16 protein-coding genes are annotated in these 25,975 nt (G+C 42.0%); 2 read left to right on the plus strand and 14 right to left on the minus strand.

The window, feature by feature from the left end; translation table 11 throughout:
* Positions 1–9 precede the first annotated feature (9 nt).
* The 11 genes from QR40_RS14520 to QR40_RS14570 form a co-directional block, all read right to left on the minus strand.
* The gene (locus QR40_RS14520) at positions 10–1,788 is read right to left on the minus strand and encodes an MATE family efflux transporter (RefSeq protein ID WP_044295712.1); all 1,779 of its coding nucleotides are present in this window, start codon (positions 1,786–1,788) and stop codon (positions 10–12) included.
* A gap of 190 nt (positions 1,789–1,978) precedes the next feature.
* Entirely contained in the window at positions 1,979–4,192 is a 2,214-nt protein-coding gene (locus QR40_RS14525; RefSeq protein WP_044295713.1) for an extracellular solute-binding protein, read from the minus strand.
* 59 nt (positions 4,193–4,251) lie between these two features.
* Positions 4,252–5,316 carry an aldose 1-epimerase family protein gene (locus QR40_RS14530; protein ID WP_044295715.1) on the minus strand — a complete coding sequence of 355 codons (1,065 nt, stop codon included), beginning with the start codon at positions 5,314–5,316 and terminating at the stop codon, positions 4,252–4,254.
* 22 nt (positions 5,317–5,338) lie between these two features.
* Positions 5,339–6,595 carry a uroporphyrinogen decarboxylase family protein gene (locus QR40_RS14535; RefSeq protein ID WP_044295718.1) on the minus strand — a complete coding sequence of 419 codons (1,257 nt, stop codon included), beginning with the start codon at positions 6,593–6,595 and terminating at the stop codon, positions 5,339–5,341.
* Between the two features lie 13 nt (positions 6,596–6,608).
* Positions 6,609–7,772, minus strand: a complete 1,164-nt coding sequence (gene mmsB / locus QR40_RS14540; protein ID WP_044295720.1) for a multiple monosaccharide ABC transporter permease — start codon at positions 7,770–7,772, stop codon at positions 6,609–6,611.
* The gene (mmsA, locus tag QR40_RS14545; RefSeq protein WP_044295722.1) at positions 7,765–9,312 is read right to left on the minus strand and encodes a multiple monosaccharide ABC transporter ATP-binding protein; all 1,548 of its coding nucleotides are present in this window, start codon (positions 9,310–9,312) and stop codon (positions 7,765–7,767) included. Before mmsA ends, mmsB begins: the two co-directional genes overlap by 8 nt.
* A gap of 28 nt (positions 9,313–9,340) precedes the next feature.
* The gene (chvE, locus tag QR40_RS14550; protein ID WP_052430865.1) at positions 9,341–10,555 is read right to left on the minus strand and encodes a multiple monosaccharide ABC transporter substrate-binding protein; all 1,215 of its coding nucleotides are present in this window, start codon (positions 10,553–10,555) and stop codon (positions 9,341–9,343) included.
* 355 nt (positions 10,556–10,910) lie between these two features.
* Complete coding sequence (locus tag QR40_RS14555) at positions 10,911–13,781, minus strand: hypothetical protein (RefSeq protein ID WP_044295723.1); 2,871 nt, start codon at positions 13,779–13,781, stop codon at positions 10,911–10,913.
* Positions 13,778–14,650: a carbohydrate ABC transporter permease gene (locus QR40_RS14560; protein WP_044295724.1), complete on the minus strand. Its 873-nt coding sequence runs from the start codon at positions 14,648–14,650 to the stop codon at positions 13,778–13,780. The genes QR40_RS14555 and QR40_RS14560 overlap by 4 nt, the downstream gene beginning before the upstream one ends.
* Before the next feature lie 13 nt (positions 14,651–14,663).
* The gene (locus QR40_RS14565) at positions 14,664–15,551 is read right to left on the minus strand and encodes a carbohydrate ABC transporter permease (protein WP_044295726.1); all 888 of its coding nucleotides are present in this window, start codon (positions 15,549–15,551) and stop codon (positions 14,664–14,666) included.
* 91 nt (positions 15,552–15,642) lie between these two features.
* Entirely contained in the window at positions 15,643–17,043 is a 1,401-nt protein-coding gene (locus tag QR40_RS14570) for an ABC transporter substrate-binding protein (protein WP_160295821.1), read from the minus strand.
* Between the two features lie 322 nt (positions 17,044–17,365).
* Between QR40_RS14570 and QR40_RS14575 the strand changes: the two genes are divergently transcribed.
* Together QR40_RS14575 and QR40_RS14580 are read left to right on the plus strand one after the other, a co-directional pair.
* The gene (locus QR40_RS14575; RefSeq protein ID WP_044295730.1) at positions 17,366–18,436 is read left to right on the plus strand and encodes a response regulator transcription factor; all 1,071 of its coding nucleotides are present in this window, start codon (positions 17,366–17,368) and stop codon (positions 18,434–18,436) included.
* Positions 18,437–18,473: 37 nt separating this feature from the next.
* Positions 18,474–20,261 (plus strand): cache domain-containing sensor histidine kinase, encoded by a 1,788-nt coding sequence (locus tag QR40_RS14580; RefSeq protein ID WP_044295732.1) that lies wholly within the window; start codon positions 18,474–18,476, stop codon positions 20,259–20,261.
* A gap of 108 nt (positions 20,262–20,369) precedes the next feature.
* On the opposite strand, the gene QR40_RS14585 is transcribed toward QR40_RS14580, so the two are convergent.
* The 3 genes from QR40_RS14585 to QR40_RS14595 all read right to left on the minus strand — a co-directional run bounded on the left by QR40_RS14585 (position 20,370) and on the right by QR40_RS14595 (position 25,945).
* A complete protein-coding gene (locus QR40_RS14585; protein ID WP_044295734.1) occupies positions 20,370–22,397 on the minus strand; it encodes a beta-galactosidase in 2,028 nt (675 codons plus the stop codon).
* A 173-nt stretch (positions 22,398–22,570) separates the two neighbouring features.
* On the minus strand, positions 22,571–23,770 hold the full coding sequence (locus tag QR40_RS14590; RefSeq protein ID WP_044295735.1) for a DUF6070 family protein: 1,200 nt from the start codon (positions 23,768–23,770) through the stop codon (positions 22,571–22,573).
* A gap of 39 nt (positions 23,771–23,809) precedes the next feature.
* The gene (locus tag QR40_RS14595; protein ID WP_052430866.1) at positions 23,810–25,945 is read right to left on the minus strand and encodes a penicillin-binding transpeptidase domain-containing protein; all 2,136 of its coding nucleotides are present in this window, start codon (positions 25,943–25,945) and stop codon (positions 23,810–23,812) included.
* Between the last annotated feature and the right edge of the window lie 30 nt (positions 25,946–25,975).

Raw genomic sequence — 25,975 nt, forward strand, 5'->3', positions numbered from 1 at the left:
ATCTAAAAGCTATACAGTCTTAATTACAATCGTCAGATTATTGACGCCAAATGTCCGATTAAACGATACCTGTTCCGCCTTTTTCATAATAAGCCGTATTCCAAGGCTGTCATCATCCAGCACTTTGCCTTTTGCCTGCTCCTTTTTCTTCTCATAATACAGAACAGGATCAAAGATCTTTCCTCCATTTCGCATACGGAGCACTACTGTTCCCGGCATTACAAAAATGCGGATATCCACAAACTGTGTCTCTTTTTCTTCAAAACAATGGTCAAAAATAATAACCAGCATTTCTTCTAGAGACAAACTAAGCATCATTGCCGTCTTCCCATCCAACTGGTTTTCTTTACAAAAAGTATTGATCTTTATGGAAGCATCCACCGCTTCCTCTACTCTATTGGGTACCGAAAAAGAAAGATATTTTCCTTTGTCCTCAAAGGTTCTGTCCAGTAAATACAGCCCGGAAAATTTGTTATTTCTGATACGCACGAGCCCCACCCACATGAGCATCACAAGAAAAGCCGCTGCTTCCGCAAGGATAAAACAAGACCACACTCCCATTAAAAAACCAGCTTCTGAAAAAAGCATTGCAAAAAGGGTAACAAACCCGAATGCCCTGAAAAATGTAATTACATTTGCCAGCAGATTTCTGCCGGTCGTAAAAAACAAAAAAATAAATATATTGTTTACCATCGACAAAGCCAGGCTAAGCGCATAGCAAATGAGAGCCGCCACAGATAAGGCAAGGACTTCCCCTCCCTGTATCCCAAACATTTGGCTGATTTGCTGTGGAAATATTATTATCACCACCGTTACAGCCAGGATGATGCCGATTCCGCTTTGAAAAGCCATTTTCATCGTAGTCCGGATACTGGTATTATCTTTTTCCCCGTAAAAGACTCCGATCAGGGGCGTAATTGTTTGGGATACTCCTGAGATAACCGCTGTAATAAAGCTCCCCACCGTAGCCGTCATAGCAAAAGCAGTAATGGCATCATTTCCAAATGCCCGGAATAAAATCCAGTTTAAAACCATCGTGCGGATAATATTGCAGAAATTATTCAATGCCATGGAACTGCCTGTAACCACAATTTCCTTCATGCTTTTCCACACCAGGAATGGCTTTTGCAACGGAAAACAGCGGCTTGGGAATCTTAAAAACAAAAAGCCTGCAATGTCCGCAATCGCCGTACTCAGTATGGAAGCAAATGCCATCCCGCCCATCCCCATATGAAACACCAGCAGGAAAACCAGATCCAACACCACATTCAGAACCGCCATAAGCATAAACATCACGACACCCATCCGGGGACGCCCGCTTACTCTTAAAAAATTAAAGGGATAGTACATCAAAACAACCGACAATCCCCCCGCCATCATCACGAAAGCATAGTCATACGCCATCTCATATAATTCCCCCTGTGCCCCCAGCCCATGGACAATAGCCGGCAGGAAAGCCAATCCGGGAATTGTAACCAGAAGTCCTGCCACAAGAGATAAAATGAGTGCCAGAGAAGCCATATTATCACAGCTCTTTCGATCCTCTTTGCCAATATAGACCGATGCATTTGCCGCTGCCCCCACACTGATCAGGGACCCCAATGTCATAAATGTAAAATATACCGGCTTCACCAGATTAAGCGCAGCCAATCCCTTTTCACCTATGAAATTACCAATAATAACACTGTCTATTAAGACCGTAATCGTGGTTCCAAGTAGTGCCAGGATAGATGGAATCAGATAAGTTCGGAAAGTAGAGCGGATAAAAAAGTCATTATTTTTTTCCATATTAATATTTCCTTTTATCAAATATCTAATAACTATTATACAAGAAAGGACCTTCTGCCTATTTACCATTTACCACGAAAGTGTGCTGTTTACCACGTATCAAACGCCTGGAGGACATACACAAAAAACCGGGCATATATGATAATTGCTTATCATACATGCCCGGTCTTAAACTGCCGGTCCGCAGCGATTAAATTCCACAGCCAGAATCAAATACCAGCTTTTTAATGGATGCTTCCATATTTGCTACTGCTTCCTGTTCTGAAATTTCCTCATTAATTACTCTTTGTATTTCTCTGGGGATTAATTTAGTATAGATTTTATTCTTATGCTTACTGTCATCACTAATTTCCGGGAACCTGCGGCTTCTGCTTTGTTCAAAACTCTTCAGCACATGATTTTTCCATGGCTCAAGGCTGTCCTGTCCTGCCCGTTCATAATATTCCTTTCTAAGTGTTGATCCACCAAGCAGGCACATAGGTATCCCATTCGCATTACTGCAAGCCCATAATAAAAATTTCCCTGCTTCAGCCCGCTGCCTGCCATAAGCGTTCAGTGACAGACTCCAGCCTCCAAGTACCGGAGTTCCTCCCGGTATTAAAGAATAACCCACATTACCTGCCACTTTAGACTTCGTATAATTGTTAATATCACCTGCATCAGAGTTATACAGAATCACCATGGCGCTATTGCCTTTCTTAAACTCATCTGCTATATCAACCCATGAATATTTTTCCTCACCGGAAGTATATTGAAAACTTTTTTTAAAATTCCGCAGTGCTGCAATCGCCTGATTACTGTTAATTACCACCCTGCCTGTTTCATCTATGACCTCTCCTCCATACGCCCAAAGATGGTTCAAATAATTAATTGACGTATATACATTCACACCCTGATTCAAAGAAACACCATATTCCACGGGTGAATGGGGATTATATTTCTTCGTAAAAAATTCCGCTACGGAATTAAATTTTGCCCATGTTTTTGGCGGTTCCAGTTCTTCTCCATACATTCTTTTAAAACGTATTTTGAGCGACTGGTCTTCGAACAGATCTTTTTGGTAAAATAAAAGCTGAAAACCTGACATAAATGGTATGCCATACAATGATTCTACATACATGGCATAACTGCTTAATGTATTTTTGACAAATCCTTCAAAATAAGGCTTGTTCTTTTGATAAAATTCATCCAGATTCTTCACATACCCAGTCTCCACCATACCATCCAGCCATGATATATCCAGCATAAATCCATCATAACTGCTGTCTTTACGTTCTGCATGTTCATACAGCAGCGTTTCCAGCTCATCGTATTTAAATAATTCCAGAGTAACTGCAGCACCGCTCTCTCTTTCATAAACGGGTGCCAGCATCTGAAGGCTTCTTGCGGAAACCCCATCCAGCATGGCGAAGCGCAATTTTGCCTTTGATTTGGAAATGCCATCTCTGTTCGAGTCTATTTGGTCATAAGTAGCATAGACTATCTCTGTAAGAACTTCATGAATGGCTGGATTTTCTATTGCCGTAATCAAACGCTGTGCAGCATTTTTCGCCAGTTCTTCAAACGGTACGGATAACTGTGCCACATACTCTTCTTCGTCTTCAATCCAGTTGCTTTCTTTTATTACAATATTCTGTACATCAGATAATTCAAGCATCTTCTGAGCCTTTTTTATTCCCTGGCCTGTCAGGTCGCTTCCCGCTATCACCGCCTCCAGTTCAGGAAAATCATAATATAACTCAAAAAATGCCTGAAATCCCCGTTCTCTGCTGCTATCTACTGTTTTCACCATAGATTGATTACTATAGTATTTATAGTAGATTTCTAACAGTCCGCCCCCTTCCAGCAGGCATTTCTCCATAATGATGCCTACTTTTTGCATTCCCTGTTCCTTAAGCTTGCGCAGTGCCTTTTCAAATGCTTCCCGGTAATCGATCACAATCTGGTCAACTTCCAGGTCCGGGATCACCGTTCTGCCAATGACAACCATAGGGGCCTCAGAGTTTTTTTCAAAGAATTCTCTTTTCTTTTTGATATTTGAATAGATCAGAATTCCTGCCACACCCTGGTTATAGCAGCTTTCTATAGCTCTTTTCTCTATCATTTTATTATTTTTACCAAGTTTTAAAAAAATTTCATAGCCATTACTCTTCAACAGACTCTCTGCTTTTTCCAGAAAAACTGCATACTCCTGCTGCACCACATTGGGCAGAATGATGCCAATCATATTACTTTTGGTGATTTTTAAGTTCCTTGCATTGGCATCCGGGCGGTATGACAGTTGTTCCATTGCCTGTTCCACCCGTTGGATCAAATCCTCATTTATTGTTTTCCCATTGATGACATTCGATACTGTTCCGATAGACACCTGTGCAAGTTTTGCAACATCCTTTATTGTCGACATACTTCTTCCTCCGCGCTGCTTTTCCATATAATTACATTTTATCACAGATAAGCTGTCTTTCACAATAGTACTGTCTTTAAAACATTATTTTCCATTACTTTTTTCCGATATAATCGACCCAGTTCCTCTTCTCCTTCCAAAACCGTTAACTTTAATTTTATTACCTCTTTTTCCCCCGGCATCAAACTATGAGCCTGTTCCCCTTCATTTACTCTCCCATATACATTGGCATTCGTCGGCTCCAGCCCCATTACATAGTCTCCGGATGCAATGGATTTCCACTGTACGAAATTTGGCAGATATGTTTTATTAAATTCTATTAAAAGCCCCAGCTTCAGCCGGGTATTGACAAAAGCTGCAAATGTATCGCCATTTTCATCTCCATACAATTCATGCAGATACACCCGCTCCGGTTCATTATCCCTGGGTTTTTCCATCTTCATCCATGCTTCCATGTTCGTTTTTGCAGCCTCATCCCTTGGCATCATTTTTTTGCTGGGCAGTATAACCTGTGCATTTTCGTCAAGGAACGGATATCCGGCATTTATATGATAAAGCAGCATCATAACTTCCTTCTGATATCCACGATTCTCTATCGTATCGCTGATTTCAATACTTTTTTGCCCGTATATGGTCTTTATTTCTCTTCGCAATACGAGATTTTTCCCAAATATTTCAGCTTCCCGCATCTGTCCTTTTACGCTGATTACATAGCTGCCGTTGATCCAGTCCGCATCGGCACCTACATGCTCAGCAGGAGCAGAACGGATTCTGCCATGCATCGGATAGGATGCATCTTTATCCTGGCAGGGCAGACAGGTATTTTCCAATCCACAGGTAAACATCATGCCGCCCATAAGATTTTTTCTGCCCTCTTCTCCATGGGTATCATAATCCATCCGCCCTATCAAGCCCTGTTTTGCAAGAAAACAGAAATTAATTCCTTTATAGGATAATGAGCTGATATCCAGACATTTGTCTGTCATTACCTGAAAATGCAGCGCTCCATTTTGGACGTCGAACCCTTTCATGCCATGGGCCCGCCCCTCCTGCCATGCAATCGGACGGACATATGCTAACTGCTGCATGCTTCCTACGTATTTTATCTCATCTTGTTGTTTCATCAGCCGACCTCCTTTTGCGTGTTTACGATTCACCATTATAGTCCTTTACCGCATCTACCAAAGCTGCCAGGTTTGCTGCGGGTACTCCAGGCTGGATATTATGAATCGTATTAAACACAAAACCGCCATTTTTTCCAAATACTTTACAGCATTCCATGACTTCATCATAGACCTGCCCCGGTGTTCCGAAAGGCAATGTTTTCTGAGTATCAACGCCACCTCCCCAGAATACAATATCCTGTCCGTAATTCTCCTTTAACTTTTGTTTCTCCATTCCCCTGGCAGTCCACTGAACAGGGTTAATGATGTCAAACCCCGCATCAATCAATTCGGGCATAAGTCCAAAAATGCTGCCGCAGCTATGTTTAAATGTCTTCCATTTTGTATTGGAATGTATCCAGTCATTTACTGCCCTGTAATAAGGCAGATACAGTTCCCGGAATACTTTGTTGGAGCAAAACGGTCCGTTCTGCGTACCAAAGTCTGTGCCGCATATATATGCTGTCTGAATAGTTTCTCCCAGAACCTGATGCATTTTTTCTAAATTCTGAAGAGCATATTCTAATTGATAGGAAAAGATTTCATGAAGTTCCTCTTGTCTGATTGATGTAGAAATATACCACTCTTCCACATCCCGGATTCCTTTTGGCTCTTTCAGCTGCGGGCCGGGTACCAGCGCAATGTCACCAAAAGCAGTTCCTCCGAGATTTCCCATCACGATCTGGTTTGTATCACCTATTTCTGTCTTCTTGTGTTTTAACCATTCCAGGTCCTGGGCAGATACTGGTCCGAATTCTTCAAAGTTATCTTCTACGTTATAATTATCCTCGTCGAATTCCTTTGTCCTTTTGATATTGTCAAAGTAAAACCCGCCGTTTGGCATATGCCCTGCGGGCGGGTAGTTCATATCTCCTCCAGCATAAATGTATGTACCTCTCTTATCCTCAGATGTCATAAACGCTTCCGCTACCAGCACTTCCTGGCCCCAGGGAGTCTTCCACTCCTTGAATTTGTCCGTCTGCCGAAACCCATACATCGTTCCTGCTCCCCATAAAGGTACCGTCTGTATCCCCATAGCTTCCTTTAAATCTTCATCCAGTACTCCCAGCATTTGTACCGGTTCCAGAATTTTTATTATTCTCTTTTCAAGTCCATAATATTCCCGCATAGCTTCCACAACCGTGCAGTGAATTCCGGTTGTAGGCATTCCCCCGATATCCAGCAATAGCGGTCCTTCTTCATGCTTCATCGCTTTTATGAATTTTTCCTTACCTGTCATATTCCCCTACTCCTTATTTTCTCTTAGACTGATTGACAATATCAAATACAACTGCCAGTAAAAGTACACATCCTTTAATTGTCTTCTGCCAGTCTGTCCCGACCCCTACAATAGACATTCCGTTATTAAGGACACCCATTACCAGTCCACCGATAATTGCCCCGGTTACAGTTCCAATTCCACCGGAAGAAGATGCACCTCCAATAAAGCAGGCTGCAATCGCATCCATTTCAAATCCGTCACCTGCCGTAGGGCTTGCGCAGTTAATTCTGGCTGAATATACAATGCCGGCTATTGCTGCCATCAATCCCATATTTGCAAATACGCCAAATTTAACCCAGCGTATTTTGATCCCCGATAATTCAGATGCTCTTTCATTGCCACCCAATGCATAAATATGCCGTCCAATCACGGTTTTCTGAGTGATAAAAGAATAGATAATGACCAGCACACCTAATATAACCAAGATAAAGGGCGCTCCCTTGAAACGCATAAACCAGTACGCTGCAACAGCAATAACAAGGGATATGATAATCGTAACGGCTATAAATGCCGGTGTTGTACTCGTCTTGAAGCCATATTTAATCTGTTGCTTTCTCTTCGTAATGCTCATTGCGATATATACAATGATCAGCAAAATTCCGATTAACAGAGTCGTGGTATGTAAGCCTTCCGGTCCCCCGATATCCGGGAGATATGCCTGTGCAATATACTGATAGGAATCCGGAAATGGACCCAATGTTTTTCCGGCTGTAATAACAAGAGTTAATCCCCGGAAAATCAGCATTCCTGCAAGTGTTGCAATAAAAGCAGGTACCCTTACAAATGCGATCCAGAATCCCTGAATGGCACCGATCAGCAAACCAATAACCAGACCAAAGATAATTGCCACACCTACGGGAAAAGTTCCGGTTCCCACCATCATCTTCCCCATAATTGCTCCCACAAATGCCATAATAGCACCTACCGAAAGGTCAATATCTCCGGTCAGGATAACCGGCAGCATTCCAACTGCCAATATGAGAATATATCCATTCTGCATAATCAATTTTGCAATATTCATAGGAGCAAGCAACACTCCCTTTGTCAGAATCTGAAAAATAATCGTTATGACAACCAGTGCAATAATCATTCCATATTTTGCAAAGTCTAAATGAAAGGCTTTCTTCTTATTCATTTTCAGTCCTCCTGTCGCTCTGCACAATAATTCTCATTATCTTTTCCTGGCTGGCATCATTCTTATCATATTCTCCAATAATCCGGCCCTCGTTCATTACATAGATCCGATCACTAATGCCAAGTACCTCCGGCAGTTCCGAAGAAATAACAATGATACATTTTCCCTGTGCAGCAAGTTCATTAATTATAGTATAGATTTCATACTTCGCCCCCACATCAATTCCTCTGGTAGGCTCATCTAATATCAGCAGTTCCGGATTTGCATATATCAACCGGGCGAGTAATACCTTTTGCTGATTGCCTCCGGACAGATGATTAGTCTGCTGTGAAATGCCAGGTGCCTTGATTGACATCTTTTTCATATATTCTTCGGCAACCCGCACTTCTTCATTTTCGTTTATCACGCCTTTTGCGGATAATTTTTTCAGACTGGGAAGGGAAATATTCTTGCGTATGTCATCATACAAAAGTAATCCCAGCGCTTTCCTGTCTTCCGTCAGATAAGCTATCCCATTTTGCATGGCTCCTGTTACATTTTTTATTTCAATTTCCTTATTATCTTTTCTTACTGTTCCGGATATATTGGAACCATACATTCTTCCAAACAGGCTCATGGCGAACTCAGTCCGCCCTGCGCCCATTAGCCCGGCTATTCCGACTACCTCCCCTTCCCTGATTTTTATATTCACGTGATCGATCACTACTGTGTCTTTATATTCCGGTGAGTGTACAGTCCAATCCTTTATTTCAAATCGGACACCTCCAATTGGATTAGAACGTTTCGGATATAAATCCTTCAATTCTCTGCCAACCATCCCTCTTATAATACGGTCTTCTGTAATTTCCCCGGATTCCTTTGACAAAGTTTCTACTGTCATGCCATCTCTTAAAACTGTAATATCATCCGCTACTTTCCTCACTTCCGGCAGCTTATGGGATATGATAATGCTGGTCATTCCATGCTCTTCTTTAAGTTTCATAATTAACTGCAGAAGTTTTTCACTGTCATCTTCGTTTAATGCAGCTGTGGGTTCATCCAGAATCAGCAGCTTGACTTTTTTGGAAAGCGCTTTCGCAATCTCTACCAACTGCTGTTTTCCCACCCCAATCTGATTAACCAGGCGTTCCGGATTCTCTTTGAGGCCAACAACTTCCATAAGTTTTAATGCTTCAAACCGGGTCTTATACCAGTCAATTCTGCCTTGCCTTTTTTGTTCATTACCCATAAAAATATTTTCCATAATGGATAACTGGGGAATCAGTGCCAGTTCCTGATGAATAATAACGATACCTTCACACTCACTATCCTTTACGTTTTTAAACCTGCACTCATTTCCTTCATATAATATCTTCCCGTTGTAAGTTCCAAATCCATAGACCCCGCTTAAAACCTTCATTAATGTAGATTTTCCGGCACCATTTTCACCAACTAAGGCATGAATTGTCTTTGTCCGTACTTTAAGATTCACATGATCCAATGCTTTTACACCCGGAAATTCTTTTATGATATTCTGCATCTCTAAAATTACATGTTCCATCCTGTCACTCCTCACCGGTATCTGCTATTTACTGAAGGTCAGCCTCTGCATAATATCCTGAGTCTATCAGTTTTTCTTTATAATTATCTTTTGTTACAGCAATTGGCTCCAGACAATATGCCGGTACAACTTTAGCTCCGTTATCATAAGTGTTCGTATTATTGTATTCCGGCGTTCCGCCTTTCACAAAAGTATCCGCCATACCTGCAACCACTTCAGCCAGGGCTCTGGTATCTTTGAATACTGACATTGACTGCTCTCCTGCTGCAATCGCTTTAACATTAGAAAGATCACAATCCTGACCGGTAATAACCGGCATTGGATATTCCTGCGTACCATAGCCTGCGGTTTTCAGAGCTCCGATTGCTCCTAAAGCGGTAGAATCGTTAGAACATAGTACCGCATCTACCTTTTTATCTGTATAATAAGCAGTAAGGATATTGTCCATACGTGACTGTGCAACACTCGTTTCCCATGCGTCTGTAGCACATTGCTCCCTGGAAGTCTGTCCCGACTGTACTGTTAACTGTCCACTTTCAATATAAGGATTTAATACATCCATGGCGCCATTCAGAAAATAAGATGCATTGTCATCATCTAAAGATCCGGCTACAATTTCTAAATTAAAACTTTCTTTTGTATTTTTCAAATCCAGTTTATCAACAATAAACTCACCTTGTAATTCACCAACTCTGCTATTGTCAAATGTAGCCACACAGTCAACGTCACCGGTTCCTGTAATGAACCTGTCATGAGCAATTACCTTGACTCCATTTTCATGTGCCTCTGAAAGTACCGCTGACAATGCCCCTCCATCCACAGGTGCAATAATTAATACCTTTGCTCCTGTTGTAATCATATTTTCGATCTGGGACACCTGTGTCTGCACTTCATTATCAGCATATTGCAGATCCACTTTATATCCTTTTTCACTTAGAAACTTCTGAAGATTATCACCGTCCTGGTTCCATCTTTGCAGAGATTGTGTCGGCATCGACACCCCAATTAATACGTCACCCGCATCTGCTGTATCTACTGCATCTGAGGAATCTGCTGTTCCTGTTGTACCAGCTGTTTCTGACACATCCGCCTGTGCACTTTCTGCCGCCTTAGTTTCTTCTTTACCCACAGAAGCAGTTGTCGTTTTTGTTTCTACTGATGACGTTTCACTAGCGCAGCCTGCCAATGATGCACTTGCCATTACTACCATTCCCATAAATAATGCCGTTGTTCTTTTGTTCATCTGAATACCTCCCAATATTTTATAGATTCATAAATACTTTCATGAATCGTTTCATATGACTTTTAAATCATATCACGTCTCAATATATATTTCAATATCTTTATTTATTTTCGTTAATATTCATTATAATTATCATTTTTTTTAGTAGTATTTAACAAAAACTGTACCTTGTATTAAGATACTTGCGGATATATTAAAAACCCAGACATGTATGATAAATGGTTCTCATATATGCCTGGGTATAGATAGCTGGTAGCTATCTGCTATTCTATTTGTCAGTCTTTCCTGTTTCTGCAATGCAGTCCTTTTACTTCAAAGCTACAAGCCGCCTAAACAAATCCTTTTTATTACACGTTTAGTCACACACATTCCGCCCGCCCAGAATTTTATTCACCCTGATTTTCATATCATTTTCTGTGAAATAACGAATCGAAATTATCTTCTCTTCTTCCAGTTGAATCCCATCTTCCTTCCATCTGAGCCTGACAACCAATCTCTCCTCCGGCTTCTGCCACAAAGATTGAACATATAAGACATCTTCATCCTCCTGCTTCCACATCGCCAGAGGATGGCGCTGGAACCATACTTCCCTGTGATTCTCATCCTCATTTAGCTCTACCCAGAATGGGATTACATGGCGTTTCCAGGGCTTGCATTTTCTAAGGTTAACCTGAAGTTCTGTGTTGCTCATTTGCCCCAGTTCATCCCATATGCCTTCTTTCTTCTCCGCAAACTTCCAACCGGAAGCGCCTTTAACAGTGATGCTGACATCCTCCATTTCCTTTTTCGTATACAGAACATATTGCATTGTAATGATGGACCTGTCCTGTATCTCGTATAAAGGCAAGTGATATCCGATGTGGTCCAGGCTATGCTCCTTCTCCCCGCAGGCAGCAGCACATTCTGTCCGTTCTATCTCTGCTTCTGTCTGATGCACCGCACTTCCAGTTTTTCTTTTAACTTCTATTGTCCCATAGGGATCCAGCCATCTCTTCTCCTCATATGCCACGGCTCCTGCTCCGGAACCATGTTCGCGAAATCCAATTTTCACCGACCACTTTAAGGATCCTTTATTTACCAGCCTGACCATGGTAGTCTCTTCTTCTTCCCTGTAATAGAAATCAAATACAAAACTCCCGACCCGTCCGTTTTCCCAGATAATTTCCTGTGGCAGTCCCTGTGGTGATATTCTGATGCTCCTGTTCCCCGTATCCGCAAAAATTCCAATCCATTGCTGCAGATACTGCCACACCAGGAAGCCCTGCCCCTGGCTGCATCTGCTTATTCTTCTAACAAAATTTTTCCCCAGCGGCCACCAGTAGATGGAACCGGTGTTATCCACGCAGGATTCCAGCATATTTACAAGACCTGCCTTCTGTTCAGCTCTGGTCACACTTCCGCCCAGCTGTGAAACATATGCTGTCCCATCATTTGCACCCCCATAGGGGAACCAGCGGAGTGTATTCATCTCAGGATTATAATTACTGGCAAATAATGATCTGGCAAATCGGTGATAATTTATCCATGGTGCATAATCAAAAGGATATATGCCATATACCGGCGCCATACAGCTGGCAGAATCTTCGCCATCATAATAACAAAGGTCCGGATTTAAATAAAAAGATTCCCTGTTATCTTCCTTCAAATTCTTACCTCCGTTAATACCTCCCTTTATCTGCCGTCCAAAAGGCCCCTCCGTTTCCAGGAGGTTCTGTATGTCTGTCTTCATTTTATCTGAGAATTCTTTTGACTCCCCCGCAGTTTCATCTTCCAGTATGGCTGCCAGGCTGGCAAATCCTTCAATCGCATACCAGATCTTCACATTTGTTCCATTGTCATAACGGTTCATGACAAGTCCATCGCTAGAAAAGTGTGAGGAAATCAGATTTGAATCCGAAGCCTTAAATAATATCAGCTTTCTGTAGATTTCCTTTAGTTTTTCCCAGAGGCCTGCCCTTTCTCTAATCCATTTAATGTCCCCTGTAAGTTCATAATATTTCCTGGCTATGATTAGAGGTGCACACAAAATAGGGGTGGAATGATCCTGATATTTGGAATAACCTGGTTCATTTCTGCTAATTATGTATTCCAGCAGCATCCTCCCCAATTCGGGCATTATGTACATGACACTGACTGCCGTCGGCTCAAAATCAATCCCCCAGAATCTCCCTATATTATGAGAAGGTGCTCCCTGCCAGTGAACGCACAACTGTCCGTTTCTGTCTGCCTGCAGGCAATTGAAATTATCCAGAATACTTCTAATAACCACATCCCTCTGCATTTCCAGAATTGCTGAACATTCCGGTGCATTTACCTGCAGCTTTCCAAGCCTGCTTTTCCAAAAACGGGAAGTAATTTTGATCCATTCATCCACATTCTTTCTGTACAAAATACATAAACTCTCATTCAGATCATCTTTTTTTTCAGCTACAGCAATCCTGGATGTAATTGTGATTTCTTCCTGTGGCGCCAATTTGATTTTTCGCTCTGAAACCATCTCCTGATTCCAGATCCCCTCCTCCATATGGACCGCGGCAGCTCCGTCTTCACCATACAGCATCAATAGCCCCTTATCCACCCGCTGATGTTCCATGGAAAAGGTTCGTTCTTCAACTGGGCTGCCGGCAAGCTCATAGGGTTCTGCAAAACGGTTTTCCAAGCTAAGAGCAACCGTTCCACTGAATACCCCGCTGCCCGTATTCTTAATGGTAATGGCATAGAGACAGCCCGATGGCCCGGGAAGAGGCAGCGGCGAAAGTGCACTGCGCGCTCCTTCCTCCAAAACCGGAGCAATACTGACCATTTGCATAGATATATTTTCGTACTCCGTCTTTGTACAGGGAAGGAAATTATCTATATATTCCGTATTGCTTTCACAATTTGCCGCTTCATAACAATTTCCCATCTCGTCTGTCAGCGTATAGCACATTTTCCCTAAAAGGAGGGTCACATTTACCTGATAGAACATACCCGGGCATGCCGTAATATACTGGTCCTGATTCATACACAAAGCAGGCAGTGCATAATCCTGCTTATGGGGGCAAGACACGAAATACAGCCTGCCCAAAGTATCCTGGGCGATCAATGCTCGGAGATTAGACTGGGTAAATAATAACCGCTCACTTAATGCCTTATTGATGTTCTCACTATTCTCATCATATTTCGCCTTGTAGTATAAAGATTTCTCTGACCTCTCATAATAATCCTGAAACCATCCGCTTTTCATCCTTTTACACCTCCTGCCGTTATCCCGGCCATAAAGCTTTTCTGTGCAAATAAATATAACAGCATTATCGGTACCGAACAACAGCTGGCTAGAGCCATAATTGGTCCCCATTCTACTTTTTTAGCCCCCATATAAAATGCCATTCCTACCTGCAAAGTCATTTTTTCCGTATCATTTATGATAACAAGCGGCCAGAAAAAATCATTCCAGACATTCATAAATGCAAAAATAATCAGAGTCATGATTCCAGGTTTTGCCAGTGGTATAATTATGCGAAAGAGAATCTTCCACCGGCTCGCCCCATCAATTGTAGCCGCCTCATCAAATTCAGCCGGAAGTTCTTCAATAAACTGGCGCAATAGAAATATGGAAAATGCACTGACGCATCCCGGAAGAATTAACGCCGGCATTGTATTTCCCAGCTTCAGCTGATTAAAGATCAGAAACAGGGGAATCGTCAGAATGTACCTGGGTATCATCATGGAAGCCATGAAGAATAAAAATATCAGGTTTTTACCCCTGAAATTCAGCCGGGCAAAGGCATATGCACCCATGCATGATGTAATCAGCTGAATGATAGTGGTGATAACTGACACAAGCACAGAATTGCAGAACAGCTTATCCACCGGAAGAATTTCAAACACATCCCGGAAATTATCCAGGACAGCCGGTATCGGTATCCATACCGGTGGCACACTCCAGATCTGTCCCGATTCTTTAAATGCGGTAGAAAGCATCCAAAAAATCGGAATCAGCATAATAATGGAACCCATCGCCAAAAGTACAAAGCTGACCGTATTTGCCAAATATTTTTTATTTGCATATGTTTTGATAGATTTTATAGTGTTTATTTCTGCACTTTCCTTCATATTTGCCCCCTCCTTATTCCTTTGCCTTTGACAGCCTCATCTGGAAAGCTGTCAGGATAAACAAGATCACAAACAGTACCCATGCTATCGCGGAGGCATAGCTTAAATCGTAGTATTCAAAGGCATGGACATACATGTAGTAAACCAGTACCATTGTCCTGTTCAGAGGTCCTCCTCTGGTCAGAAGATAAACCTGGTCAAAGACCTGGAAAGAATTAATAATACCGATAATAACAACAAACCAAAGAGTTGGTTTAATACAGGGAAGGGTTATGTAACGAAATTTTGTAAACCAGTTTACCCCTTCAAGCCTTCCAACCTCGTAGTATTCTTCCGCAATTCCCTGAAGAGCCGCAATGATAATAACCATATTGTAACCCAGCCATTTCCAGGTACTCATGATTAAAATAGACGGCATTGCCAGATCAGGTGACTGAAACCATGCCTGCCCCGGCAGTCCAACCGCATTGAGTGCCAGATTAAACAAACCGTCTCCGGCGCTGAATATCCATTTAAACATAGCGGCGCATACAGTAGTAGGGAGAACCACCGGTATAAAAAAAGCCGCTTTAAAAAAGTTCTGAAACAACCGCTTTTTATTCAAAACTATAGCCAGATAGGTACTTGCAACAATCAAGATGAGATTGATCCCAACGGTATATATAAGAGTACCTTTCAGCGAATTATAGAACTCTTTATCCGTAAATACTCTTTTGTAATTCTCAATACCGGAAAATGTTATATTGGTGATTTTTCCTCCATCCCATTGACTGAGACTCAGATAAAAGCTGTATACAAAAGGATAAAGGACAAAAATGGCAAAAAAAATAACGCAGGGCGCAAGAAATATATAAGCATCCCGCGTCTCTTTCTTCTGGCGTACACTAAGCTTTCTTCTCATATGATCCTCCTTCCTGGCACAGCCGCAGATATATATTCCGGGGCTGTGCCTTAGAGCGTGTTAGAAAATTGCTCTCCTTGCATTATTTATGTCACTTATTCTGTTTTGCAATAATGTCATTCACCTCTTTAACCATATTATCTATCGCTTCATCTACACTGGATTCTTTAAAATAAGCTTTTGTCAGGTTATTGTATATGGCCGTGGACATCTCTGCATAGGATGCCGGTGCCGGATAGAATACAGAGTACTGTACATTGTCCATAGACGTCTGATAAGATGCATTTTCTTTCAGCCCATTGAAAGCATCGCTATCCCGGCAGAAGTCTGTAACCGGAACTGCTCCTTCTTTTTTGCAGACATGTGCCATTTCCTCCGGTGACACCAGCCACTTAAATACCTTATAGGCTGCCTCATTAATCTTCTCATCACCGGAATCCAGGATCATCAGATGCTCACCGCCTGCCATTGTAGCTTTCTTTCCACCGTCAGGTATCGACATCAGTGCACTTCCATAATCATCACCAAGCGCTTCTGTATATGGATCCAACTGCCAGCTTCCATACAATATCATCCCTATTGAGCCGCTTTCAAAGCCATTCTCGGGAAGTTCCATCGTGGAAGCACCGTCATCCAGCAGTTCCATCAGGTACTTCAATGCGTCTTTTCCTTCCTGGTTCCCCAGTTTACATTCCGTAACTTTATCATCCCAGACTACTCCTTTATTCTGATATACAAAATTCAAATATGCCCAGGTATTTACTTCATAATATGGATCATTTTGTCCCCAGGAGAAACCTACCTTTCCTGTCTTATCCTTTATCTGAAGCGCATATTCTTTTAATTCCTCCCAGGTCTGTGGCGGTTTCTCCGGATCCAGACCAGCATCCCTGAATAATTTCTTATTGTAATGAAGATACAGGTTATTGGAGAAATAGGGAAGTGATATCTGTCTGCCGTCGATATTACCATATTTCGGAAGTTCACCCAACCAGTTGCCTACCGTATAATCACCGTATTTAGGCAGCAGCTCATTAAAATCCAGATAATCATAAAGCTTTGCTGCATTTTCCACATCGATATAATTGACTGCAACAATATTGGGAGCCTGTCCGGAAGCTGTAGAAAGCTGGAGTTTCTGCATATTCTGAACATGGTCTGTGGTAGCGATCAGCTTTACTTCTATCTCATCCTGAGAAGCATTATAGGCGTCTATACGTTCCTGCATCCCTGCTTTAACCGCAGATTGCCTCTGAAATGTAATCGTTATTTTCTCTCCGTTAGACTTAGCTTCATGCTTTTCCTCAGTCGCCTGCTTTGTGTCCTGTTCCTTAGTCTCTATTTGTCCGCCCTCTGTTTGTACACTTTCTTTTTGCTCTGCATCCTTTTGTTCTGTATTTGCTCCTCCTTTATCTGAGCAGGCAGTGAGTCCCAGTACCATAATAGATGCCATCACGCATGCACACACTTTTTTATAAAACTTCTTCCTCATAATCTCCATCCTTTCTTTGAAGATGTTCTGCAGCATCCCGCATAACACCTATACGTTTAGTTTATTTCCACTTAAGCACATCGGCCAATGAATCTGCTTGATAACTATATTATAGCATTCCTTATTTTACAAATCTAATATCATGATTGCCCGGTTATCACACATTTTTGCTTTTTTAACCGTACGAATAACATTTCTTTGTTTTCCAATAACAAATATTTGTCATCATGCATCGTATTTTTTATTTTGTTGGTGATCCTATGGTATAATAAAAACTAACCTTAACATAACATTTTAATTATTACATAATCAGGAGGTGCCTATGATACGAATATTATTAGTTGACGATGATGCTCTTATGCTTCAGGGTTTCAAATTCTCTATCGACTGGGAGCATTACGGTTACGAAATCGCTGGAACTATCCGTAATCCCGTATTATTTATGAAAACTTATCAGGAACTAAACCCGGATATCGTTATTTTAGATATAAATATGCCTGGGCTTAACGGGCTTGATCTCCTGAAAGAGCTACGCAGCCTGGATAAAGAACTTGTAGTCATCATCGTTTCTGCATATAATAACTTTACTTATGCCCGTGAAGCTCTGCGGCTTGGTGCAAATGATTACCTGTTGAAAGCAGAAATAGAATTTGAAGATATATTGTCCTCAATGGAGCAGTATAAGCCACAAATCCTTGAGAAAACGAAATATTCACTTGATACGGAACACTCCCCGTTTACGAATCAATTATTGTTCCAGTTCAGGGAAGCTTTTACCATTTTTGATATTGAAAAGTGCGAAGAGATTATCACCAGGATCTTTACTTTTGTGCAAAGCAGCCAGCTGCCGAAGGAAAGTATTACCCGGCTGCTGCTGCTTTTGTATGATCAGATTCGGGAAATCTGTACACGGCAAATAGGCAGTTTTCCATTTAACCGGCAGCAATACAGCACTGCGCTTGAAGACAGCAAAGACATAAATTCCCTGAAAGAATACTTTCATAAATTTTTTACCAACTGCTGTGATACATTATTTGGGAAATTATACAGTGAAAAACAATCCCTGCTGGATGCAGTGGCAGATTATGCACTTTCTCATTTATCTGATCCTGACCTTACTCTCCAAAAAGCGTCTAAAACAGTAAATGTAAGTTATTATTACTTGTCCCGCTTATTCGCTGCTGAAAAAGGCATAAGCTTTAGTAAATATGTGACAGCGCAGAGAATGAAACAGGCTCAGGAATATCTGCTGCATACAGATGACCATATTCAAACTATTGCAGAGAAAACCGGCTATCAGAACCTCAGTTACTTTATAAAAAAATTCAAAGAATATACCGGATGTACTCCAAAAGAATTTCAGAAAAAAAGAAAGTCACAGCTTGAAAAATAGTAATGAATTTTTAAATAGACTTTGGGAGGATATCATTATGAAAATATTTAAAAAACTACTGTGTTACCGATTTAATACACAGCTGATAGTAACGTACGGCTTTTTGTTTTTATTATGTATGGTTGCTATTCAAGCCTGTACTTCCTACAATATAAACCGGATCTTTATTAAAGAATATATGAATTCTGACACCATTGCCCTTGAACAGGTGGCAGATAAAATCGATATGGCCACAAGACAGATACATGATAGTTTCGTAGATTTTTATTTTGATGAAGATATTAACTCCTTTTTTATTGCAAAAAACGAATTCTCCGGTTCACTATGGGACTTTTCCACCAGTTCCTACGAAAACCATATACTTTTCAACAGTGTATACCGCAAAATTCATACATCCTCAAATCTTAACCTGAATGAATCTGTATCACTCTATTTGATAGACCCTAACGGTGATACGCTCGCATCTTCTTCGGCAAAAGTAGAGCACTTTCCGGAGATTGTGGATGAGATACGCCAGACTTTCGATAATATAACAGGCAATCTTGCATGGAGTGGCCCATTTAAAAGCACCACAGGTTTAAATCAATTGCACCACTCCCTATTTCTGGCCGGACGCCTTTTGGATAAAAAAAACGGTTCCGATATAGGGTATATTATTGTAGGAATTGAGGCTGAGGCTTTTGTGGAATTATTCCGAAATTATCAGCAGGCCCAGGGGAGTGGCACTTTTTCCATTTTAAATCAGGATGGCAGCCTGATTCTTTCTACGGATCCCTTAGCTTCCTGCATTACAGAGAATTTGCCTAAACCGTCCATGGACAGCAAGGGTTTTACGACAACACCTCACTCCACAGACAGCGGGGAATATTATATTAATCAATATCCCCTGGAGGTGACCGGCTGGACGATGTTCCATGCCATGGAACGGAACTCCATAACAGGTAAGCTCTCACCCATTCTGCTCTATAACTGGTTAATTGCATCGGGCTTTTTATTCATCGGGCTTCTGCTTATTTATCTTATATCCAGACTTTTTACCAATCGCATCCTGATGTTAAAGCGTCAGATGGACTGTGCTTATGAAACCGAATACAAAAATCCTCTCATTGTGGAGGGTAAAGATGAAATTGCATATCTTACCCGTAGCTATAATGATATGATTCAGATGGTGCAAAAATATACACGGCAGATTATCGCCTCCGAGGAGCAGAAGCGAGCGACGGAAATCAACTTTCTCCAGATGCAGATAAACACACACTTTCTATATAATGTCCTAAATTCCATTAAGGTTTTAGCAAGAATGAACCGTAATGATGAAATCCGCCAGACAATTACAGCGCTGGTACGCCTGTTAAATGCAACTCTTTCCAAGCAGGCTGATATGATTAGCGTAGAACAGGAATTAGAAAATGTGCAAAACTACTTCTTCCTTCAGAAGCAAATGCTGCAATGTGATGTTTCCCTATGTCTGGATGCTGCACCTGACAGCCTCTCCCTGGAGATACCAAAACTGATTCTGCAGCCCCTCGTGGAGAATAGCCTTCTGCATGGTCTGTATGAACGTGCTTCTGGCTGGATCCGCATCTGTGCTTTCCTGGATTCAGAAGATACTCGAACTACCCTTCATATTACTGTAGAAGACAATGGTACCGGGATAAAACCGGACCGTTTTGATGATATCTGGAAAAAGAGCAGATTTAACAGCATCGGACTGGTTAATGTAAAGGAACGTCTGGAAATATACTATGGAAACCAATTTGATCTTTGTATCCAAAACCGAAAAACAGGGGGTATACGGATAGATATCATTATTACAAATCCGTAACTGTCTGCTGCCGCCCCGGGCGGCAAAAAATCCCGTACCATGAACGTCTCATGATACGGGATTTACAAACATCTCATATTAAATTTAAGTTTCTTTATTACTTTATTTCTATTTTACATCATTCTTCAACACAACCGTACCAAACGGACCAATCCCTCCATCCGCTTCCCAACTACCTGCTAACACCGCAAACCCATCGGGCAGTTCCAGTTTCACACTCTCAGAATTAAAATTCTGCACAAACAGATATACCGACGTATCCGAGCTGCGGGCAGTAATCTCAATTCCTTTTGGCACTTTCTTCATAAACTTTGTAAGCTTCACTTCTTCCCCGATGTGGCTGCATAATTCACTGCAGAAATCCTGCTCAGCGTCCGTACACACATAGTAGGCTTTGCCTTTACCGAACTGGTTGCAGGTCAGTGCCGGATATCCCTTATAGAAATCCTGTTCATATACAGCCAGTACTTCCGCCGTTGACACTTTCACCAGGTCGCATAGATGTCGGCACTCATATGTGCCTTCCCCCAGAGTTTCTTTTTGCCCGGTTATCTGAATCCGATTCGTTTCATGATCATACAACCCGTCAATTTCCATACTGCGCAGTCCCAGTACATCCATCAATCCATAAGGTGTGCCGCCAAGATAACACCGGTCTGTTTCATCTACAATTCCTGACCAGAAAGTCATGATAAAATGACCGCCATTTTCCACAAATCTGCGGATTTTATCCGCAAAGTCTTCCCTGTACAGATAGAGCATTGGTGCTGCTACCACTTTATAACCGTCCAGATTCTGCCCGCTGCCGATTACGTCCACATTTACTCCCTGTTCCCGAAATGCACGGTAATATTTCTGAACGGTTTCTTTATAATAAAGCCCCTGGTTTCTGGGACCCTGGGCATCTTCCATCGCCCATTTATTTTCCCAGTCATAGATAACCGCTGCTTCGGAAACTGTATCCGTACTGCAGGTTTCCTTGATTTCTTCCAGTGTGTTTCCCACATCTGTCACCTCACGGAACACTCTGGTATCATTCCCGCCATAATGATCAATCACGGCACCATGAAATTTCTCGGATGCTCCGCGGCTCTGACGGATCTGGAAATAAAGCACGCTGTCCGAACCATGGGCAACTGCCTGAAGTGACGAGAGCTGATGCATCCCTGGTTTTTTCAGTTTGCTCACCTTCTGCCAGTTGGTTGCACTGGGACAGGACTCCATCAATAAAAATGGTTTCTTTTGCACACAGCGCAGCAGATCGTGCATCATTGCAGTATCCATAGCGGTTACAGATTCATCTGCCTTATGCCATGTAGGATAAGAATCCCAGGAAAGGACATCCACCACGTCGTTAAACTTAGCATAATCCAGTTCATTATAATAGTACATACAATTAACTGTTGTAGGAATCTTTGAACCTGTCTGACGGATTGCCGCCGCCTCCGCTTTTATGAAATCGATAGTCTGATGGGTAACGAACCGCTTCCAGTCCAGATTCAGTCCATGAAGCTGCATCTCTCCCCTTGGTGAAGGGCTTTCGATCTGGTCAAAATCCTGATAAATATGGCTCCAAAAGGTAGTGCTCCACCGGCGGTTTAATTCATCGATTGTCTTATATTTCTCCTGAAGCCAGTTTCTAAATGCTTCCTGGCAGAGCGGACAGTGGCAGTCCCCTCCATATTCATTTGATAAATGCCACAGTATCACACCGGGATGAGCACCGAAGCGTTTTCCCAGTTCCTGATTCATGATACTTACTTTTTCACGGTAAACCGGGGACGTGTAGCAGTGATTGTGGCGTCCGCCAAACAGATTGCGCTGACGGTTCCCATCCACCCTGAGTACCTCGGGATATTTGTCTGCCATCCATTTGGGCCTTGCGCCGGAAGGAGTTGCCAGAATAACACTGATTCCATTCTCATACAAGCGGTCAATGATATCCTCCATCCACTGAAAATGGAAGACGCCTTCTTCCGGTTCCAGTACCGCCCAGGAAAATACTCCCAGGGTAACGGTATTTATCTTCGCTTCCTTCATATACTCAATGTCTTTTTCCAGAATCCCGGGATCGTCCAGCCACTGTTCCGGGTTGTAGTCCCCGCCATGCAAAAGTCCTTCTATGTTAAAATTCATCAATTTTATTCCCCTTCCTTTGTATGTAATGTCTAAAACAATATTAACCTTAGATACATGGAAGCGTCAATACATTTTTTTATCGTCATGTTTATACATTTTTATTATTCCATTTTTATTATTCCATTTTTATTAATCCATTTTTATTATTCCATTTTTATGTTATTCCATTATTACTGTAACCGGTAAACATAATTGGGCATCACATTGTGTTCATCAGGAACAATTGCATTTGCTGCATACTGCACCTTTCCCCCGCCCAATTCCCGCAGCGTCAGCTCATGGGTAAACGCCCGGTCATTACTTTTCTCCAGGCAGATCACATCTATGGTTAGCGTTACCGTACCATCTGAATTTTTTTTCACCGCTGTTACATCCGGGTCCATATAAGGCATTGCAACACAATTATTGTTAGAGCGAATTTCCTGCCAGGGATAAGCATCTTTCTTTTGTTCAAACATCGCAGCTTTTCGCAGATCTTCCTTTGTAATGGAAAAGTAACTCTGAATGACGTTTTCAAATAAATCAGCAGGAATGTACCTGTTTTCATTTGATGGATCAATGGGAAACTGGTCTTTTTCCAGCCGTTTGCCTTCTTTTAAATTATATAAGTTTTCAAACAGGTCATTAAAGCTCAGCTTTGAATAATCCGTCTCTGACCAATTGCTGATCATCAGATTATTACCTCCATAATTGATGGGTTCCACATATTTTTTCTGATAGGACAGACAATTTTCATCCACTGGTTTTACACGGATCATGCGGTATCCATTTCCACTCGCCCAGACTGCATAATCATCCCGGAAAATAAAGTTTTCTTTCTCCGTAAATTTCCATTCCGAGAGAGGTGTTATTTTCATCTCATATACGTCAGGATTCCCTTCTAAATCCAGATTGACAGAAGCAGATAACAGATATTTTCCGGTGTGGTCCATATAGAATTCATAGCGGTAAAACCCTCCATTCTGCCGTATGCGGTAAATGGTAACAGATGCAGCTTCTCCCTTTTGGATCTTTTCCCAGAAGCTATAAAACGCTTGGGTATTTTCCAGACTGCACCTGCCAGCAGTATCGCTTACAGTAATTCCTCTTTTGCCAATCTTCTTTACGATTTCACCGACAGCCTCTTCTGAAATCTGCTTATCTGCCTGAACAATATCAGACGGCTGTTTATCCGTATTAAGATAGGTTTCTTTATAAATGCCGGCAACCTCCAGACACTCTTCCTTCACCCGGTCTGAGACTTCCTTAGAGATACTTCCCTCCATATTCTGAGCCAGAAGATACTCTCCCTTCTGATTTGGTGCGGCATAAAAGACACCTATCATAACCATACAGCATAATATTCCGGTTACAATTACTATCTTTTTCATCCGGTCTTTCTCCTTCCATCGGTATTCCTAATATTCTTTTTATTCTGCTGAAAAATAATAATCCAAAACAATCTTATCCTTCTCCACAACATAGGTGCTGCCACCGGTTTCTTTTACATCTTCCACCATGCTGATTAACAGGACGGGCTTACTGGAAGCAGGCTCCGGAGTCAATACACCAAACCATCCCAGTTCCGTACCTGTCGTATCAGATACGTCTGCCTTGATTTCCGCAGTTCCTGTTTTCCCTGCTAAAATAGTGGAATCCATTTTTGCTGCCCTGCCTGTGCCTTCCGGCGAGGATATTACTTTTTCCATAGCGTTTTCCACCCTGTCCGCCGTTTCCTTTGAAAATGCCTGGGGAAGCCACACCTGAGGCTCTGGTGAATCCTTGTACTGAAGATAAGGCTTTATGACATTTCCATCATTACAAAATGCCGTATACAATGCCGCAAGATGCAGCGGGTTAATTAAAATCTGTCCCTGGCCATAGCCGCTGTCGGCAAGCAGTACCTCTGATTCTATTTTCTCTGTATTGGAATACTGGGATTGTGCCATGGTAATCTCAAAAGGCATTTCCTGGTTAAATCCCAGTTTGTCCAGCTGGCTTTCCAACTGATCTGCCCCAATTTTAAGTGCTGCTTTTGCAAAATATATATTATCGGAATAGATCATTGCATTTTCTAATGTGACTGGTTCATATGCATGTAAAGTAGTTACATGATAATCTCCCCAGCTTGTGTCTTTCTGCCAGCTAAGCCCTTCATTTCCAAAGTCCTCATCCGGGTTAATTGCCCCTGTTTCCAGCCCTATTCCGGCGATTACCGGCTTAAAGGATGAACCCGGGCAAAGTACCTGACGGAACCGGTTATACAAAGGATTCCTTTTATCGTCGTTTAATTCCTTCCACTTCTTATCCGACATGCCTTTTATGAAATCATTACTGTCAAAAGTCGGCGTGCTGACAAGGGCCAGCACCTCCCCGGTATACGGATTCATTGCAACAGAACAGCTTTTGTCATCTTTAAATTGCTCATACAGACTTTCCTGAAGCCCGGCATCAATCGTCAGCCTAATATTTTCTCCGTCTTTTTTTGGTATGGATGCAATCACCGCTTTCGTCTTCCCGTTTTCATTTTCAATTACAATCTCATATCCGTCCTGACCCTTTAATTCTTTTTCATACAAGCCTTCCATTCCGCTTTTTCCAATTACACTGTTTTCACTGTATCCTTCATTCGGGTGTGCTTCCAGGTCTTCAGCCGTTACATTCTGAATATATCCGGTCAAATGGGATGCCCCCTTTCCAAGAGGATAACTTCTCACAACCGTATCCGATATCATAACCCCGGGTATCATAATCAGTTCATCCTGAACCTCTTTATTTTTCATAACCTGATCCGGCGGGGAAGCAGACATCAGATCCGTCTCTAACACCTTATCCAATACGGCAACCGGTACCAGTGAATCTCCTTTTACCCAGGTCGCATCCAGCTTTGTCTTGATGGATTCCACGGTAGTATCCAGAAGTTTTGCCAGCCTGATCAGATCATTGCCGGCATCTTCACTCATTTTTCCTGGTACCAGTCCTATGGATACCGCTGTTCCTTCCCCGGCAAGCATTTTTCCATTTCTGTCTGTGATCTCTCCACGCCTGCTTTCCACTACAGATACCCTTACCTTATCCTTCGCCATCAGCTCTGGGAAAATCAGGCTGTCATTCCATTCCAGTACATATCCCCTCCCCTGCTCTTTGGTAAATACCGCCTGGTTTTCAAACTGCACTTCTCCGGCAGAGCTCTTCATAGCCTGTTGATAACTCACAGTTACCTGCCCCTGGTCTTCCTCCGTATCCAGTATGCTGACCCTGATATCCTCTGCTTCCATTCCCTGATAAATATTTTTATTCCTTTCCGTAAAATATTTTTCGGAATAGCTCTCTTTGCTTTGCCCGCTTATCATGCTGTACATGGTTTGATATTCTGATTTCTCTATATAGGACATATATTTCTGAAGCAGTTGATCAGGCTCTTCTCCCCTGCCGGTTAATTGCTTCAAAAGAGATTCCGGTCCCTTATATCCCTGTGATCTCAGATACATATATCCCGTTGTGATAATCACTCCGGCCACAACAACAGCCAAAAACGCAATGACAGCGATATTCTTTTTCTTCATTTCACATCCTCCTAACAATTCATATTTATT

This window comes from Robinsoniella peoriensis, assembly GCF_000797495.1.
Classification (GTDB): domain Bacteria; phylum Bacillota; class Clostridia; order Lachnospirales; family Lachnospiraceae; genus Robinsoniella; species Robinsoniella peoriensis.